The sequence below is a fragment of the Acinetobacter sedimenti genome, assembly GCF_022601685.1.
GTDB lineage: Bacteria > Pseudomonadota > Gammaproteobacteria > Pseudomonadales > Moraxellaceae > Acinetobacter > Acinetobacter sedimenti.
Genome location: NZ_JAKUML010000016.1, coordinates 14,708 through 31,817, shown reverse-complemented (window position 1 = coordinate 31,817; position 17,110 = coordinate 14,708). Strand labels below are relative to the sequence as shown.

Sequence of the window (17,110 nt, the reverse complement as noted above, 5' to 3'; positions counted from 1 at the left end):
GTCAGTCATTACAACACTGCCAGCGGATATGAACCAAGTACACGAAGCTCTTTGACATGTGGGCGAATTTCTTCAATTGCTTCACGCACACCGTCATCTTCGATATGCCCTTTGAGATCAATAAAGAACACATAGGTCCATTTCTCAGGCAATGATGGGCGAGTTTCAATACTGGTCATGGTCAGATTATGCTTAGCAATCGGCGCAAGAATCTCGATCAACGCCCCTGCTTTATCATGCGCAGCAATCAACAACGAAGTTTTGTCGTGACCGCTACGTGACGATTTTTCACGACCGATGACTAAGAAACGCGTGGTATTGTCAGGATTATCTTCGATATTGGCATGCAAAATTTCCAAATCATAAATCTGCGCCGCCACATCACCTGCAATCGCAGCAGAATGCCATTCATTGCGAATACGGCGAGCCGCTTCAGCATTCGAGTTCAGTGCAATGCGCTCAACACCTGGATAATTTACATCGAGCCATTTACGGCATTGTGCCAAGGCTTGTTGATGTGCATAAATCTGTTTGATGCTGTCTTTGCGGGTATTGTGCGAAATTAAAAATTGGTGATGAATTGGCAATTCAACTTCACCAATGACATGCAGTTTTGAGGATTTAAAACAATCAAGCGTATGATTGACGATACCTTCAGAGGAATTCTCTACAGGCACCACTCCATAATGCGCTGAGCCTGACTCGACTTCACGGAATACTTCTTCAATGGTGGTGATCGGACGAGTAATCGCATCTTGCCCAAAATGTTTAATCGCCGCCGCTTGGGTGTACGTCCCTTCAGGCCCTAAAAAAGCGATCGACTGTGGTGCTTCCAATGCAAGACATGCCGACATAATCTCACGGAACAGGCGTGCAATAGTTTCATTCGACAATGGACCTTGATTGCGTGCCATGACATTACGAAGCACCTGCGCTTCACGCTCTGGGCGGTAAAACACTGGATTTTCATCTTGAGAAAATTTGGCTTTAGCAACGGTTTCAGCAAGTTTGGCACGTTGATTGATCAGATAATGTATTTGCTCATCGACAGAATCAATCTGTTGGCGAATATCTTGTAAGTTTAAACTTTGACTATTTTGCTGATCTTTATTTTGCTGATCTTTATATTGTGGGTCGTGTTGCATGTTGCCATTTTGCCTTTACCAATTTTGCTCAAGTATACCTGATCATTGTCAGCCTGACAGCATTCAAGACAGACTAATTCGGGCTAAAATTTCAGATTATATATCGACATAAAAAATATACCACTTTGTAAGCGAGCTTTAAACAATTCAATGCTTGAGATTTTATTGCCAATCACGCACAGTGTTAAGAATAGCAAGCACTGCAAGGAATTGAATTAAAATGCAAAACCCAGCACAGCAAGTTCGCAATAAGCTGCTCAACACCTATATTTCACGCTATTTGCTATGGTATTTCTGCATTGCCAGTAGCCTTTTTCTTGGCTATGTCATTTTGCTAGGTAAACGCCATTATCTGAATTATTTTTTTGCCGATAGTGTACTCAATAGCTTGTTCGTGATCGCCACATTACTTAGCCTATTGGGCTTATATGATGTACTTCAACGCAATCACAGTATTTTGCGCAACTATCCGATCATGGGGCATTTTCGCTTTATTTTTGAATATTTTCGCCCTGAGATTCGTCAGTATTTTATTGAAGGCGACCGTGATGCGTTGCCATTTTCCAGAATGCAGCGCAATCTCGTCTATCAACGGGCAAAAAATCAAAATGCCGATAAACCGTTTGGCTCAATCATTGATGCCTATGAAGATGATTACCGCTTTATGGCACATTCTCTTAGCCCGAAAATGCCCAGCGACCACAATACTTTTCGCATCACCATCGGTAATTCCCAATGCGCACAGCCCTATTCCGCTTCGATCATGAATATTTCAGCGATGAGCTTTGGTAGCCTGAGTGCCAATGCCATTCGAGCACTCAATGCTGGCGCAAAATTGGGCAATTTTTATCATGATACAGGTGAAGGAAGTATTAGCCCGTATCATTTGGAAAATGGTGGTGATTTGGTTTGGCAAATTGCCAGTGGCTATTTTGGCTGTCGAACTTCAGATGGCAAATTTGATCCTGAAAAATTCAAGCATCAAGCCAAACTTCCACAAGTGAAAATGATTGAAATTAAACTCTCTCAGGGTGCAAAACCGGGGCACGGCGGGATTTTACCCAAGCATAAAATCAGTGAAGAAATTTCACAAATCCGCGGCGTACCTCGTGATCGGGACTGTGTTTCACCGCCTGCGCATTCTGCCTTTCATACGCCACTTGAGCTGATGGATTTTATTCAACAACTTCGCACTTTATGCAACGGAAAACCTGTCGGTATCAAACTCTGTATTGGTCAACCGTGGCAGTTTATGGGCATCGTCAAAGCGATGTTAGAAAAACAAATATTTCCTGATTTTATCGTAGTGGATGGTAGCGAAGGTGGGACAGGTGCAGCACCGATTGAGTTTAGTGACCATATTGGCACACCACTGCGTGAAGGCTTACTGTTTGTACACAATACATTGGTCGGTGCAGGCATTCGTGATCGTATTAAAATTGGTGCAAGTGGCAAGATTATCAGTGCATTTGATATTGCGAGCACCTTTGCGATCGGTGCAGATTGGGTCAACTGCGCTCGTGGCTTTATGTTTGCGATCGGTTGTATACAGGCACAAAGCTGTCATACCAACCAATGTCCTGTTGGGATCGCCACGCAAAACCAACAACGCCAATCTGCACTTAATGTCGATCTGAAATCGACACGTGTCGCTAACTTTCATCACAACACTTTACACGCTCTTGCAGAGATGATCGCGGCTGTTGGCTTAGAGCATCCTCGTGATATTGAAGCGCATCATCTTGTACAACGAGTCAATCACAACGAAATCAAGAACTTTGCGCAGATTTACTTCTTTTTAAAGCGGAACTCTTTGCTACAAGCCAATTTGGATGATGAAGAAAACTTTTATTATCGTATCTGGAATATGGCAACTGCCGAACGCTTTTAATGTGTCATTTATTTTGATATTTTTCGTGTGGAATTGTACTGTAGTTTTAAAATCGAAATCGACAGCACAAAAAAGTATCGTATGTTTTAGTAGCACAAAAAAACGAGCCGAAGCTCGTTTTATATTTTGATCATGCTACAGCGTAGCACAATATCAAATAGCAATCTCAATTAGAAACGGTAAGTTACACCAAGTTTAGCCACTGGGAACCATTCAAATTGGTCATCATTGGCAATTTCATTCTCTTCTGACTGTACATCATTAGCCAATCCATTACCACTTACTGTGGTAGCAGTACCAGTTGAAGTCAAGTTAACATTTGGATTACCAGAATAGTAAGCACCTACTTCACCAAATACCCCCCAACGATTTGTAATCGAAGGTGAGAAACCAAGACCTAAATATGGTGCAATCTTATTGTCATAATCAAGATTACCAGCGATCTCAACGTCAGATACTGCAATATAATCATTATCATTAACAGAGAAACCGTTACCTGACTTAATCGTACGACTCACTTCGTACTCATTATCAAGATAACCGACACCAGCTGCTACGTAAAACCAATTAGCCCACGGACGAATCTCAGCATTCAAATATGTCAAATTATTGTCCATATCTAAATCATAAGTATTTCCGTCGATCTTCACATCGTCAGTCCAAGAGATTTCACCACCATTGTAACCTAAAGTCACACCAACGTATGGGTTAGGATTCCAAGAGATCGCACCACCGTAACCTGTTGTACCAACTTCAGCACGTACAGCCGCAGGCTTAAATGTAGAGAAAGTCGCTACGCCGTCTTCAGTCACAACTTTTTCATCAGCAACCGCAAAAGTTGCTGTACTAGCTAAAGCTGTCAAAGCTAAAATTTTAAAAACTTTCATAATTAACTCCTCAAAAAACTCAAACCAAATTAACAAAGGGTGTTTGAAATTAGGTACATTTTCACAAATGCCCTGTGCAAATAATAGCGAATTTCTGTTTCTCTTTGTAATCTTTTGACACATTTATTTTAATGTTATGTTTTTATTGTAATAAATTTGAACAAAATATTTAAGCTATGCCTAATTTATTGCTTAGTGTACACTATGGCTCATCATTTTTTAGCCTTTATTTTTCACTTTAGTTTAGGAAAATTATAATGTCGCAACTCGCTACAATCATTGAACAAGCTTTTGAAGACCGTGCAAATTACTCAAGTACGAACTGCCCTGAAGACATTCGCAATGCAGTAAATGAGGCACTTGCAGGATTGGATAATGGTACCCTGCGTGTTGCAGAAAAGAAAAATGGTGAGTGGGTTGTTAATCAATGGTTAAAAAAAGCGGTATTGCTTTCTTTCAAACTAAACGATAACAAGCCAATCGAATCTTGTGATCTGCAATTCTATGACAAAGTGGATACCAAGTTTAAAGGTTGGACAGAAGCACAATTTCAACAAGCAGGTGTACGTGTAGTCCCACCTGCTGTCGCTCGTAAAGGCTCATTCCAAGCTAAGAATGTCGTATTGATGCCTTCTTATGTCAATATTGGTGCTTATGTTGATGAAGGCACTATGGTTGATACTTGGGCAACTGTAGGCTCATGTGCGCAAATTGGTAAAAATGTACATTTATCAGGTGGTGTAGGTATCGGTGGTGTACTTGAGCCACTACAAGCTAATCCAACGATTATTGAAGACAATTGCTTTATTGGTGCGCGTTCTGAAATCGTTGAAGGTGTAATTGTTGAAGAAGGTTCAGTGATTTCAATGGGGGTTTATATCGGTCAATCTACTCGTATTTATGACCGTGAAACTGGCGAAATCCACTATGGTCGTGTACCTGCTGGATCAGTTGTTGTTTCTGGTAGCTTGCCGTCAAAATGCGGAACTTATAGCTTATATGCTGCAATCATCGTGAAGAAGGTAGATGCGCAAACACGTGCAAAAACCAGTTTGAATGATTTATTACGTGCTGAATAAATTCAGCATAATCTAGCAAGATTAACGACAAAATAGCCAGTTTGATACTGGCTATTTTTATGCTTAGTCTTTACCAAAATATAGTTTTGCAATTTACAGCAAATGATTTTCAGCGATCCATGATTTAATCGCATTGACAGTGATCGGCATAAACTCGCCCATCGCATACATATGATCTGAACCTTCAAATACACACAATGTTGAATTTGCATATCGCTTTGCAGTTGCACGAGAAACATTAGCATTCACGATTTTATCGTCGGTACCTGTGATGACGAGTACAGGCGTTTGAATTTGATCTGTATCGACTGTCGATGCTTTTTTACTATCTAAGTACCAAAAACCCATTTCATAATAGACACGCCCTGACTCTGGGACAAGCTGTGCAAAAGTCGCATCTACATCTTCTTGGGTTTGATTGTTCATCACATATTTTTCAAACTTTGATTTTTCTGCATACAGCGTTTTTTCCCAAAATTTCCATTTCATATAATGTTTATAAAACACTGCGGTAGTTTCTGGATAGAAAGCAAAAATTCCCGCCATCGGCGCTGTACCGAGCAGAATCACACCTTTATGCTTATCAGGATGTCTTGCTGCAAGTAGTTGTGCCAAGAGGCCACCCAAAGAATGCCCTAAAATAATTGGCGGAGTATCTAGAGACAAAAGCAATGCGCTTAAATCATCGACAAAATCCGTCAGACTCACATTACCAACTTTCTTCGCTACCTCATCATAAGGCAAACCGTGATAACGTAAATTTGGAGTCAACACCTGCAAACCCAATGCTTCTAATGCAGGGACAAAATCACCCCAAATCTTTGCGGTACACCATGTCCCTGGAATCAAAATAATTGGGGTTTTGTTTGTGGCTAATTTTTGCTTAGTCGTAGTCTGCGTCAGTGGAGACATGTTATATCCTTATTTTTGCTTTTAAACTTAAAGTTAAAATTACAAGTTGAATCTAAGTCTATCTTAAGAACATAGAGTTGAAAATCTTTTCTTATTAAGAACAATCATTTGCAATTTCTATTTTATGAATAGAAATTTGACAACTTTCACAATTATGATTTTTTTTGATTACTTTGCATTAACCTTTAACATCTTTTGAAACAATTCATTAACAAGAAGCACACCAAGCAAAACCAATCTACTGCTTATTTTCAGGTAACTTCGGGCTTTAATATTAGTGTAAGCATATTATGCAGATCGCAACTATTATTTGTTTGTGATCTCGGCTTTTTAGATGAATTTAAATTCCATGAGGCTTTCTCATGCATCACTCCTAACTGCCCAAAATGTCGCTTTATCTATATGAATTTTGAGCCTACTTATAATTCATTCACATTTAAAAGAGGAATTTGAAACTTTGATGCCTGATATCGTTTTTGATGTAACCGACCAAGACATAGAAGTGGTAACCAATCATTTAAAGGTGTTATCAAACCCCGATCGCTTAAAGATTTTACGCCACTTGATCGATGGTGAAATTAACGTACAAACCATTGAAAAATTGACTGAAATCCACCAACCTACGCTTTCGCAACAGCTTACCGTATTGCGCAAATCTGAAATGGTGAGTACTCGTCGTGATGGAAAGCAGATTTTCTATCAGATCGCTGACCCAAAAGTATTAGTATTGATGCAAACATTTTATGATTTGTACTGTGAAGAACCTGCTTAACTGCTCTGATTTCGGTTTTTAAAGCATTCCGATATGCTGAAAAAACTGGCGATAATGCTCTACTTTCTGTGTAAATGGTAATGGATATGCCCTCGATGTCGAGGGTAATCGGTACAGCGCCATATTTCTAATCGCATTTCCTACGCTGATCTCCCCAATGCGCATTTGTCCAATTTTAGGGGCTTGAGTCTGCGTTGAAAATTGTGTCAACAAAGTTACAGTCGCTTTCTCCCCTGTCGTCAGGATATTGTTACATTGTGGAATTTGACTTAATAACTCGCCTAAATCCGTCACTTGCACGATTTCTAAAAATTTATCCGAAGCATTATTTTTCTGCCTGATCACTTGATACGCTGTATCGAAAATCGCAATGCCTTTTTCATTCAAAAAGTCTTTCAGCAGTTGTTCTTTGAAAGCTTTATTTTCAAGATCGATGAAATAGTCTTTATCGTCAAAAAAGACCGCACCAGCAATTCGCCACATATCATTTTGAAAATTTGGATAATAAAAATCCATTTTCCAACGAGTTTTCGGTGGTGGAAAACTGCCCAACATCAGTAGCCTAGCATTGCTTGGTAGAAAAGGTTCGAGCGGATGCGTTTCAATATGGTCAGTCATGTTTGGATGATCTTATCGTTTTACAATCTTATGGCTTCGCAAAAACACGGCGAGCTTCTGCGACTTTCTCACGGCTATGACACTCCTCAACATGATCATTAACCAAGCCCATTGCTTGCATCAGCGCATACATGGTCGTTGCACCGACAAACTTCCAACCACGTTTCTTCAAATCTTTAGATAGAGCAATGGATTCAATACTGGTACTTTGTGTTTGCGATGACATTGCGCTATCAGGTCGTACTTCATATTGCCAAAAATAACTCGCCAATGAGCCAAATTCATCAATGATCGCTTGCACCTGCTTAGCATTATTAATCGTCGCTTCGATCTTGCCTCGATGTCGAATGATGCCTGCATTTTGTAGCAACCTTTCTACATCTTGCTCGGTAAACTTTGCCACTTGCTGATAATCAAAATTACAAAACGCCTGACGGAAGTTTTCACGTTTCAGCAAGATGGTGCGCCAACTGAGTCCCGACTGAAAACTTTCTAAGCAGACTTTTTCAAATAGCCGACGATCATCCGCCACAGGAAAGCCCCACTCCTCATCGTGATATGCCAAAAATTCAGGTACTTGGCTACACCACCTACAACGTGGAATGCCGTCTTCGGCAAAATACAATTCCGTCATGGGCTATTCCTATGATTCAAATCGTTAATAATTCAATAACCACGCATCCGCTTTAGCTTGATCACTGACTTTTAACTCAACTTGCGACAATGGATAATCTTGCGCAGTCAGTTCAAACGTCATCAACTCATCACGACGGAAAGCATAGCATTGCGTAGCTGTATTCGTCTTGGCTTTTGCAGACCAGACTTTTGCTGTAGCTTTGATGTCATCAATCGCAATCACCACATCCTGCGCCGACAATCCTGCTTTGGCACAGCTTGAATCACGCAAAACTTGTTGGAGTAATAATCCTTCAGGTTTTTCTTGAACTTTTGCACCAAATGGTAAGGTTTTGCTTTCTTTGGCATCATCACTATTTTCTTGCAAATCAACACCAAACTGTGACAACACTTCTTGTAATGGTAACTCTTCAGTACTGTTGATCAAGAAGCCCAAGCGATCTGACCAGTCTTGTCCCGTCAAAGTTTTGCACAGCTCAAAAATGGTTCGTTCATTGACTTGGTTACTGGCGAGATTGTGATCTTGTTGCGTCTTGGCATATAACGCACGCATCAGTTCATCCAAACTTGAGCCATGACTGCGCAGACCCAAATCTAAGCACAATGCCACCAATGCGCCTTTGTTATAGTAGCTCGTGCCTGCATTATTTGTATTTTCATCCTGACGATAAAACTTAATCCACGCATCGAAGCTCGACTCGCTCACCGATTGGATTTTTCGACCTGGATTTTGTAGATAACGGTTGATTTGATCGGTGAGTAATTTCAGATAATCCGCTTGAGAAATCACACCACTACGCAACAAAATCAAATCATCATAATACGAGGTAAATCCTTCAAATACCCACAATAACGAGGTGTAACCTTCTTGGTGCAAATCAGGATTGATATAATTTTCAGGACGGATAAATTTCACCAACCATGAATGAAAATATTCATGACTACATAAGCCCAAATAACGCTGATAATCCTTGCTCGGTTGTTCCGCTTCATCAGCTTTAGGCAAATCATCCCGTGGGCAAATTAGACTGGTACTTTCGCAATGTTCCAAGCCACCATATAGATTGCCTGTCGCCATAGTGAGAAAGGTGTAATGTTGAAATGGCGCAGAACCGAACATATCAATTTCAGTTTGACAGATTTTTACCACATCGGTTTTTAGGCGTTCGAGATTGGCTGTGTGCTTTCCTGAAATGACAAAGTCATGTTTGATACCGCCTGCTTCAAATTCAAAACGATCTTGCACCGCTAGCTCAAACGGACTATCGATCAAATGCGCATAATCTTTGGCTTTTAAGGTGTAACGCCCCTTGACCAATGACTTGGACGGCAATGCCCCTGCGTAGGTGAAATGCTGCAATGATTCAGGAACAAATAATTCGAGTTCATGCGGTGCATGCTCTTGATCAGTTAGCCCAAGACACACCGTCGTTGGATTGACATAGAGCCTTGTTTGATCGACATAACTGCCACGCACCGACAAATCATAGGCATAGACTTTATATTCCACCGTGATCAGCTCATGATCGGTATTGAATAGTTGCCATTTATTTTTATGAGTTTTTGAAATTTTGAGCAGGCGACCATCTTCATCATAGGCATTGACCGACTCGATATGTTTGGAAAATTCACGGACTAAATAGCTACCTGGAATCCACGTCGGAAGCCAAAGCTGTTGCTGTGGATTGGCGAGGAAGCGAATGGTGACATGGATTAAATGTTGTGAAAAATCATCAAACTCAAGTTGGTAGTGGATCATTTTGCCCTGTCCTTCAATGTAAGCGATCAGTTTAACACTGGCTTGCGTGTTTGCATGTAGAAATTCTTTTTCTCTAAAAATTTTGCTTTAAAAATAAACAATCAACCCCATATATTTCAGCAACACTTAACAAATTAAGAGAAGAAATATATGACAGAAAACTACTATCAAGCCCTCGGTGTAGAGCGTTCTGCGACTGCGGATGAGATCAAAAAAAGCTATCGCAAACTCGCTCGTAAATACCACCCTGATGTCAGCAAAGAAGCCGATGCCGAAGCAAAAATGCAGGCGATTAATGTCGCCTACGATACGCTGAGCAATGCCGAAAAACGGACTGAATATGATCAGATGCTCGATAATCCGCATGGATTTGGACAAGGTGGTTTTGGTCAAAACGGCTTTAACCAAAACGCTTATTCAGATTTCGCAGGAGCGAATGGCTTTCGTGGAGCAGATGGGCAATCCTACTACTATGATTTTAATGGCAATGCTGACGGTGGCGCAGAGCAATTTTCAGGCTTTGAAGATATTTTTGGTCGCTTTGGTGCAGGCTTTGGTGGCGGTCGTCGTCAGCAAACCAATTTCCAAGGTGAAGATCAACATGCCAAGATCGAAGTGCCTTTAGAGGTTGCTTATACAGGTTCAACACAACAAATCAGCTTGCAGATTCAAGGTTTCAATGCACAAGGTCAACCTGAAATTCAACGTAAAACCTTGAATGTCAAAATTCCAAAAGGCATGAAAGAAGATCAACAAATCCGCCTCTCTGGTCAAGGACAAGCAGGGGTGAACGGTGGCAAGAATGGCGACCTCTATATCGAGATCACTTACCAAGAAGACCAGCGCCAATATGTTGAAGGTGCGGATGTGTATAGCACGGTTGATATTGCGCCGTGGGAAGCTGTGCTCGGTGAAAAAGTTGAGGTGAATACCCCTGCTGGACGTGTTCAAATCGGTATTCCAAAAGATGCTCGAAATGGACAAAAGCTACGTTTAAAAGACAAAGGCATTCCGAATGCACAAGGTGCAGGTCATCTGTATTTGATTTTAAATATCGTCACACCTAAAGCAAATACAGATACACAGCGTGAAGCCTATCAGGCCTTTGCGGAAGCCTTTAAAGACTTTCAGCCGAGAGCTTAAAGCGAAATGGACAGCTAAATAATAGATTAAAATTTTTTGAGGTAAACCATGGCAAATATTCAAATTCGAGACATTCATATCTTAGAAACTTGTGATTGCGAGATCGTTGAACACGATCAGGCTTTGGACTTCCATCAGTTCGTGCAGGCTTGCGGTCAAAACGATGGTTGGGTTTTGGCCCTGTTCGAACATGACATTTTACAAGCGGTGAATGTCAGCCCTCGTCAACATCGTTATCTTGGCGAAGATTTGCTTCGTGCCCGACGAGCTTATCGCTTACAACGTGATTTTGATGCCAGTTTGACTGCTGTTGCACTCATGCTCGATTTAATCGATGAAGTACATTACTTGAGAAAGCGTGTGGCGGAATAATTCATACTTTTAATTTTCATCTCTTTCGAATAATGATTGTTTGTACTATGCCTATTCAATAATTATGAAGAATCACTAGCTCTGTCTATCAAAAAGGGCTAGGATTGGGCGCATATTTTTATCCCCAATATTCTGGATTGTTTCGTGTTCACTGATTCTATTTTTACGCTTTCACATCGCTTTCATTTAAAAAATAATAAGAAGGTGGAAATAGAAAATCCAAATCAGCACAAACAACACAGTCGGTGGGGTAAATTGCTTCAAATCACGACTATTGTGTTTAGCGCACAATTTAGCCAATTTGCTTGGGCAGATCTTCTTAATATTGATCCTAAAACCGTCAATGCAGAAGCATGGATGATTTACGATCCACAATCCAAGCAAATCATTGCACAGCACAATGCCGATGTACCGCGAGCACCTGCATCATTGACTAAGATGATGGTTGCTTATCTGACTTTAAAAGCCATTGAAAATGGGCAAATTCAGCTCAATCAGCAAGTCACCGTCCCTGAAATCGTTAATACCGTGCAATGGGATGAATCACAACTCAAACTTGAGCCAAATCAGCAAATTAGTGTACATGAGTTACTTGCTGGTTTAATTATCATGTCGGCAAATGATGCGGCACTTACCCTTGCCTCATTGATCGCAGGTGATGTACCAAGCTTTCTCGATCAGATGAATGTGATGGCAAATCAGCTTGGGATGCAACACACTCATTTTAGCAATCCATCAGGCATTACAATGCAAGATCATTTGTCCTCTGCGCATGATATGGCGATCTTGTCTTCGGCGATTGTTAATGATACGCCTGAGTTTTTGCAATATTCCAAACAACCCGAGTTTCGCTACAAAGATATTTATCATGAAGCCACCAATATTCTGCTAAAAAAAGACCTGAGTGTTGATGGTTTAAAAACTGGCTATACCAAAGCTGCTGGCTACAGCTTGGCACTCACAGCACAACGCAAAGATATGAACACTTTGCTTGATCGTCGCTTAGTCGTCGTGGTGATGGGCACGCCATCAAAACAAGCACGTGCAGATGAAGCTTATAAATTGCTTAATGCAGGATTTATCTATACGCAAAATCGCACACTAGAAACCACCATTCCAACAAAAGCAAATTTAGGCTTAAGTCGTATCATTGCTGATATTCCAGTGAGTAATGGTGTCGTCACCAATTATCCAGTCAAAATGCCTGCATCTAATGCGCATACACTGAGCTTGCTGGAACAACCTGCAATTACATTAGACTTACGTCATTTCAATAATGGTGCGCTTCGTTTTATCGTTGATCAAGATACGATTAATCAGCATCAATTAACGCATCTTGGGTTTGACCATATTGGTCAATCTACCCTAGAGCCGATGAGTACACCGCAGCAATTCAATTATCAAATTAAGCTGTTACAGCCACGCCTCAATGCACCAATTTCGAGTCAAGCCCTCGCACTTGCAAATATCGAAGTGCAACAATTTGGACAGACGATTCAGTATATTCCTGTCACAGAAATGGTCGAGATTGAAGAAGCAACATGGTGGCAAAAATTTTTAATTTGGTTTGAAAATTTATTTTCTGCATGGCAAACAGATATACCGAAAGCAGTCACCTACCCAATCCAATTGCCATAATTGAATCACTTTAAAAAGCAGAATAATCCTAAGATAAAACAAATCAATTAGAAGCGCATATAGCGATTTGCCATGTGTGAAAAAGTTGGCACTTTTTACATCAAAATACTGACCAATCAGTAAATGACAATCGCTACGTTCCATGCCATTATGAGTTAATTTTTAATCCTATTAAAACTGTCGGAATTCAATCTCTCAGCATTTACTTTTTATTCGAATTTTTAACTCTCTCGGAGCTATCACAATGGCTGAAAAACATCGTATTGTCATCGTTGGTGGTGGTGCAGGCGGTTTAGAGCTTGCAACGCAACTCGGACAACGTATCGGTCGCAAAAAGCGCATTCAAATCACTTTGGTTGATGCAAACCTTACCCATATTTGGAAACCATTACTTCATGAAATCGCTGCAGGAACACTCAACCCTGCCAATGAAGAAGTGAATTATTTTGCACATGCCAAGAAAAATCATTACAAATTTCAACTCGGCTATTTACAGTCTGTTGACCGTGATCGTAAAGAAATCATCCTTGCACCACTCACGCAAGGCAATATGAAACTTGCTGATGAGCGTCGTATTAGCTATGACACTTTATTGCTTTCGATCGGTTCAACTTCAAATGACTTTGGCACTGCGGGTGCAAAAGAACATTGCCATTTCTTAGACAATCGTGCTCAAGCTGATGCTTTCCAACGTGATTTGTTGAACTTGTACTTGCAGGCGCATGCGATGCCACGTGAGAAACCACTTAACATTACCATCATTGGTGCAGGTGCAACTGGTGTTGAGCTTGCTGCTGAGCTTCATCAGGCTGCTCAAGATTTCCACCGCTATGGCTTAGATGGCATTGATCCAAATAAAGTAAAAATCAACGTCATTGAGGCAGCTGATCGTATCCTCCCTGCACTTTCTGAAAAAGTTGCAGATGGTGCGCTGAAACAATTGCAAAAATATGGCATTCAAGTGCTCACTAAGCATCGTGTTGAAAAAATTGATGCAGATCATGTTTACTGCCAAGACGGTATGGTATTCGATGCCAATCTGAAAGTTTGGGCAGCAGGGATCAAAGCGCCTGCGGTGACACAAAACTTCGGTGTTAGCCTCGATCGTATCGGTCGTATCAAAGTCTATGCCACATTACAAAGTATTGATGATTCAAGTATTTTTGCATTCGGTGACTGTGCGCACTGCCAACCACTCGCGAATAAGCCTGTACTTGCACCACGTGCTCAAGTTGCGAGCCAACAAGCCAACTTCCTCGTCGATGCAATCATCGCCAAAGTACGTGGTCGTCAATTGCCTATGTTCCAATTCAATGACAAAGGCTCTTTGGTATCATTAACGCAAAATACCGCAGTCGGTGAATTACTCGGCAATATTCATGTCGAAGGTTTGGTCGCAAAAACCATGTACCACTCGCTGTATCGTGTCCATCAAGCAGCGATTTATGGCTATACCAAAGCAGGCTTGCTCACAGCTCGTGACTTGTTTGGCAAAGGCACTGCACCATTGGTGAAATTGCACTAAACGCAAGCTTAAACATTCCAACCCATTGGAAAGCACCAAACCATTTTGATGCTTTTTTACACTTCCTTGCACAAATCTTGATTTTTTATGTAAATTTCTTCGCCTTTTTACATTTAAGGCTTTAAAATAATGAGCTTTACAACTTAACAAGCGGATAGACCGACAATGACAGTTATTGCAAATGACCACGTAGTAAAATTCAGCTACACACTAACCAATGGTGAAGGTCAAGTACTAGATCAATCAGACGCTGCCCATCCCCTTGCTTATCTTCATGGCGCTGGCAACATTATTCCGGGTCTAGAAAATGCGCTTACAGGTAAAAGTGCTGGGGAAAAACTTGTTGTAAACGTACCTGCAGCTGAAGGCTACGGTGAATACGTTGCAGAGATGGTTCAAGAAGTACCACGTGAAATGTTCCAAGGCGTAGACAATATCGAGCCTGGAATGCAGTTCCAAGCGCAAGCTCAAGATGGTGGCGTACAATTCGTTGTCGTAAAATCAGTAGAAGATGACGTTGTAATCATTGATGGTAATCACCCGCTTGCAGGTCAAGACTTGACTTTTGATGTTGAAATCGTCGAAGTACGTGCAGCGACTCAAGAAGAACTTGATCACGGTCACGTACATGGTGAAGGTGGTCATCACCACTAATCGCTTTGATAGCTTGGCTTGGCTTTGAGTCAAAAACATTAAAAAGTGAGCATAACGCTCACTTTTTTATTGCCTACAAATTCAGATTGTTCTCAAAATACTTCTCTACAGAAATAAATTTTCATAATTATTTGCTTTGCAAGTTTCCCAAATTGCGTTATAGCTATGTGATAGCAAGACAATAAATGAGGGATTGCAGGATCATGCTTACCGTAGAACACATCTTACAAAGTAAACCACAACACGTCACTTTTACCATTACTCCCGAAGCCACTGTATTAGAGGCGATTAGCCTGATGGCAGACAAAGGCATTGGCGCACTGATCGTTACCGAACAAGATCGTGTAGTAGGCATCGTGTCCGAACGTGACTATGCACGTAAAGTCGCATTGATGGAACGCTCATCTTATGACACCTGCGTAGCAGATATCATGACTAGCAAAGTACTGACTATTGAGCGTAAAAATACTGTCCAAGAATGCTTAAATCTGATGACCGATCGACATTTGCGTCATTTACCTGTCGTTGAAAATGAGCAATTGATCGGTTTGGTATCTATTGGTGATTTGGTCAAAGGTATTATTCAAGATCAGCAATCCTTGATCGAGCAATTGCAGAATTATATTGCGAGCTAAACTAAAACCATAAAACTACATGTCTACTCGCTAGAAAGACTCATCGCAGTAAACCACGAATAAACCTTGCTTCTGCAATATTACAAATGCTTAACTGACTGGCATTATTGCTACTGCAAGGTTTTTCTATACTTTTTTAACAATCACAGAACCCATCGCGTAACCCGCACCGAACGAACTTAATAGTGCATACTCGCCGACATCCACTTGATCGGCACTTTGGTGCATGGCAATGATCACTCCTGCGGATGAGGTATTGGCATACTCAGCTAACACCATTGGCATTCGTGCAGGATCAAGTGTTTTTCCTGCAAGCATCTTCAGCATCAGATTATTCATATTAATATTGGCTTGATGTAGCCAAAAGCGTTTGATTTGATCTACCGACAACCCATTACGTTGCAATTGCATTGCAATACGATCAGCAACCATTGGCACAATATCTTTAAAAACCTTACGACCATCTTGACGGAAGACACGATCATCTCGCACCGCATCTTCACTAGTATTTAAATAGCCGAAATTATTGCGAATATTATTGGAATAAACCGTTTCTAAGAAACAATCTAAAACTTCAAAGCCACTTTTATTCGTTGTTTGCTCTATTATCGCCGCTGTTGCCACATCACCAAAAATAAAATGGCTATCTCTCGCACTAAAATCGACCTGCCCCGACATCACTTCAACATTGACCATGAGCACAGCTTTTGAGCCGCTTTTCAACGCATCAACGGCATGCTTGATCGCAAAAGTCGCCGATGCACAGGCAACATTCATATCAAAAGCATAGCCTTTGATCCCTAAGGCATTTTGGATTTCAATGCCGATGGCAGGATAAGCACGTTGAATACTTAAACTCGCAAAGATCACCACATCTATTTCCTTGGCTGAAATATTGGCATTTTTCATGGCTTGTTTTGCTGCTTCGACGCCCATTTCTGCTTGCAATGAAAGTTCTTCATTGTCACGTTCAGTCAGCACTGGCATCATGCGATCAATATCTAAAATGCCCGATTTTTCGACCACATAACGAGATTTAATCCCTGATGCTTTTTCAATAAATTCCACCGTCGATGGCAATAATTCTTTTTTTGTTCCCTGCTCTATTTCGACTGCGTATTGCCGATTATATCGTGCGACATAAGTATTCAGGCTTTCGACCAACTCCTCATTACTGATCTGATCTTTTGGTGTATACACTCCAGTCCCTGTGATACGAATACTCATCAATACTTCCATTTTGCTTTAATCTTTCAGCAATCATTCTGTCATAGAGAAAGGTAAATGAGGATGACGGAAATGATCTTTTACATCGGTTAAATCTAGACAAGAATGTGCAAAATAATAGGTTTTTAACGCTCTAATTATAGTTTAAGTTCTAAAATGATAAATTTTTTACAGAAATTTCATTAAGTTAATAAATATATTGCGCCTTGCGATTGGC

General features: G+C 40.8%; 16 protein-coding genes. 9 read left to right on the top strand and 7 right to left on the bottom strand.

Annotated features, from left to right (window positions below; translation table 11 throughout):
* Window positions 1–8: 8 nt before the first annotated feature.
* Window positions 9–1,145 (bottom strand): prephenate dehydratase, encoded by a 1,137-nt coding sequence (gene pheA / locus MKI79_RS09910; RefSeq protein ID WP_241572839.1) that lies wholly within the window; start codon window positions 1,143–1,145, stop codon window positions 9–11.
* A 220-nt stretch (window positions 1,146–1,365) separates the two neighbouring features.
* On the opposite strand from pheA, the gene MKI79_RS09905 reads away from it, so the two are divergent.
* Window positions 1,366–3,036, top strand: coding sequence for an FMN-binding glutamate synthase family protein (locus MKI79_RS09905; protein WP_241572836.1), 1,671 nt, complete (start codon window positions 1,366–1,368; stop codon window positions 3,034–3,036).
* 170 nt (window positions 3,037–3,206) lie between these two features.
* On the opposite strand, the gene carO is transcribed toward MKI79_RS09905, so the two are convergent.
* The gene (gene carO / locus MKI79_RS09900) at window positions 3,207–3,923 is read right to left on the bottom strand and encodes an ornithine uptake porin CarO (protein ID WP_241572833.1); all 717 of its coding nucleotides are present in this window, start codon (window positions 3,921–3,923) and stop codon (window positions 3,207–3,209) included.
* Between the two features lie 257 nt (window positions 3,924–4,180).
* Here carO and dapD point away from each other — a divergent pair, with 257 nt between their 5' ends.
* A complete protein-coding gene (gene dapD / locus MKI79_RS09895; RefSeq protein WP_241572832.1) occupies window positions 4,181–5,002 on the top strand; it encodes a 2,3,4,5-tetrahydropyridine-2,6-dicarboxylate N-succinyltransferase in 822 nt (273 codons plus the stop codon).
* A gap of 93 nt (window positions 5,003–5,095) precedes the next feature.
* Here the strand turns inward: dapD and MKI79_RS09890 are convergent, their stop codons facing one another.
* Window positions 5,096–5,914 (bottom strand): alpha/beta fold hydrolase, encoded by an 819-nt coding sequence (locus MKI79_RS09890; RefSeq protein ID WP_241572831.1) that lies wholly within the window; start codon window positions 5,912–5,914, stop codon window positions 5,096–5,098.
* Between the two features lie 460 nt (window positions 5,915–6,374).
* Here MKI79_RS09890 and MKI79_RS09885 point away from each other — a divergent pair, with 460 nt between their 5' ends.
* Window positions 6,375–6,686: an ArsR/SmtB family transcription factor gene (locus MKI79_RS09885; protein WP_241572829.1), complete on the top strand. Its 312-nt coding sequence runs from the start codon at window positions 6,375–6,377 to the stop codon at window positions 6,684–6,686.
* 18 nt (window positions 6,687–6,704) lie between these two features.
* On the opposite strand, the gene MKI79_RS09880 is transcribed toward MKI79_RS09885, so the two are convergent.
* From MKI79_RS09880 to MKI79_RS09870, 3 genes are read right to left on the bottom strand one after another with little or no spacing between them, the layout of a single operon-like run.
* Entirely contained in the window at window positions 6,705–7,304 is a 600-nt protein-coding gene (locus tag MKI79_RS09880; protein WP_241572828.1) for a uracil-DNA glycosylase family protein, read from the bottom strand.
* 28 nt (window positions 7,305–7,332) lie between these two features.
* Window positions 7,333–7,938: a DNA-3-methyladenine glycosylase I gene (locus MKI79_RS09875; RefSeq protein WP_241572826.1), complete on the bottom strand. Its 606-nt coding sequence runs from the start codon at window positions 7,936–7,938 to the stop codon at window positions 7,333–7,335.
* Window positions 7,939–7,962: 24 nt separating this feature from the next.
* Window positions 7,963–9,699 carry a M61 family metallopeptidase gene (locus MKI79_RS09870; RefSeq protein WP_241572823.1) on the bottom strand — a complete coding sequence of 579 codons (1,737 nt, stop codon included), beginning with the start codon at window positions 9,697–9,699 and terminating at the stop codon, window positions 7,963–7,965.
* Between the two features lie 150 nt (window positions 9,700–9,849).
* Here MKI79_RS09870 and MKI79_RS09865 point away from each other — a divergent pair, with 150 nt between their 5' ends.
* The 6 genes from MKI79_RS09865 to MKI79_RS09840 all read left to right on the top strand — a co-directional run bounded on the left by MKI79_RS09865 (window position 9,850) and on the right by MKI79_RS09840 (window position 15,666).
* Window positions 9,850–10,842, top strand: coding sequence for a DnaJ C-terminal domain-containing protein (locus tag MKI79_RS09865; RefSeq protein ID WP_241572819.1), 993 nt, complete (start codon window positions 9,850–9,852; stop codon window positions 10,840–10,842).
* A 48-nt stretch (window positions 10,843–10,890) separates the two neighbouring features.
* Window positions 10,891–11,214, top strand: coding sequence for a chaperone modulator CbpM (locus MKI79_RS09860; RefSeq protein ID WP_241572815.1), 324 nt, complete (start codon window positions 10,891–10,893; stop codon window positions 11,212–11,214).
* A gap of 144 nt (window positions 11,215–11,358) precedes the next feature.
* Window positions 11,359–12,852, top strand: a complete 1,494-nt coding sequence (locus MKI79_RS09855) for a D-alanyl-D-alanine carboxypeptidase family protein (RefSeq protein WP_241572812.1) — start codon at window positions 11,359–11,361, stop codon at window positions 12,850–12,852.
* A 244-nt stretch (window positions 12,853–13,096) separates the two neighbouring features.
* The gene (locus MKI79_RS09850; RefSeq protein ID WP_241572809.1) at window positions 13,097–14,377 is read left to right on the top strand and encodes an NAD(P)/FAD-dependent oxidoreductase; all 1,281 of its coding nucleotides are present in this window, start codon (window positions 13,097–13,099) and stop codon (window positions 14,375–14,377) included.
* 165 nt (window positions 14,378–14,542) lie between these two features.
* The gene (locus MKI79_RS09845) at window positions 14,543–15,031 is read left to right on the top strand and encodes an FKBP-type peptidyl-prolyl cis-trans isomerase (protein ID WP_241572806.1); all 489 of its coding nucleotides are present in this window, start codon (window positions 14,543–14,545) and stop codon (window positions 15,029–15,031) included.
* Between the two features lie 203 nt (window positions 15,032–15,234).
* Complete coding sequence (locus MKI79_RS09840; RefSeq protein WP_241572803.1) at window positions 15,235–15,666, top strand: CBS domain-containing protein; 432 nt, start codon at window positions 15,235–15,237, stop codon at window positions 15,664–15,666.
* A 126-nt stretch (window positions 15,667–15,792) separates the two neighbouring features.
* Here the strand turns inward: MKI79_RS09840 and MKI79_RS09835 are convergent, their stop codons facing one another.
* Window positions 15,793–16,893: a beta-ketoacyl-ACP synthase III gene (locus tag MKI79_RS09835; protein WP_241572800.1), complete on the bottom strand. Its 1,101-nt coding sequence runs from the start codon at window positions 16,891–16,893 to the stop codon at window positions 15,793–15,795.
* Window positions 16,894–17,110 lie beyond the last annotated feature (217 nt).

Bases quoted from the DNA above. Each gene is read 5' to 3' on its own strand.
- MKI79_RS09870 (WP_241572823.1), bottom strand. From the start codon at position 9,699: ATGATCCACTACCAACTTGAGTTTGATGATTTTTCACAACATTTAATC.
- pheA (WP_241572839.1), bottom strand. From the start codon at position 1,145: ATGCAACACGACCCACAATATAAAGATCAGCAAAATAAAGATCAGCAA.
- dapD (WP_241572832.1), top strand. From the start codon at position 4,181: ATGTCGCAACTCGCTACAATCATTGAACAAGCTTTTGAAGACCGTGCA.
- MKI79_RS09880 (WP_241572828.1), bottom strand. From the start codon at position 7,304: ATGACTGACCATATTGAAACGCATCCGCTCGAACCTTTTCTACCAAGC.
- MKI79_RS09875 (WP_241572826.1), bottom strand. From the start codon at position 7,938: ATGACGGAATTGTATTTTGCCGAAGACGGCATTCCACGTTGTAGGTGG.
- MKI79_RS09865 (WP_241572819.1), top strand. From the start codon at position 9,850: ATGACAGAAAACTACTATCAAGCCCTCGGTGTAGAGCGTTCTGCGACT.
- MKI79_RS09890 (WP_241572831.1), bottom strand. From the start codon at position 5,914: ATGTCTCCACTGACGCAGACTACGACTAAGCAAAAATTAGCCACAAAC.
- MKI79_RS09835 (WP_241572800.1), bottom strand. From the start codon at position 16,893: ATGAGTATTCGTATCACAGGGACTGGAGTGTATACACCAAAAGATCAG.
- MKI79_RS09885 (WP_241572829.1), top strand. From the start codon at position 6,375: ATGCCTGATATCGTTTTTGATGTAACCGACCAAGACATAGAAGTGGTA.
- MKI79_RS09840 (WP_241572803.1), top strand. From the start codon at position 15,235: ATGCTTACCGTAGAACACATCTTACAAAGTAAACCACAACACGTCACT.
- carO (WP_241572833.1), bottom strand. From the start codon at position 3,923: ATGAAAGTTTTTAAAATTTTAGCTTTGACAGCTTTAGCTAGTACAGCA.
- MKI79_RS09845 (WP_241572806.1), top strand. From the start codon at position 14,543: ATGACAGTTATTGCAAATGACCACGTAGTAAAATTCAGCTACACACTA.
- MKI79_RS09905 (WP_241572836.1), top strand. From the start codon at position 1,366: ATGCAAAACCCAGCACAGCAAGTTCGCAATAAGCTGCTCAACACCTAT.
- MKI79_RS09850 (WP_241572809.1), top strand. From the start codon at position 13,097: ATGGCTGAAAAACATCGTATTGTCATCGTTGGTGGTGGTGCAGGCGGT.
- MKI79_RS09860 (WP_241572815.1), top strand. From the start codon at position 10,891: ATGGCAAATATTCAAATTCGAGACATTCATATCTTAGAAACTTGTGAT.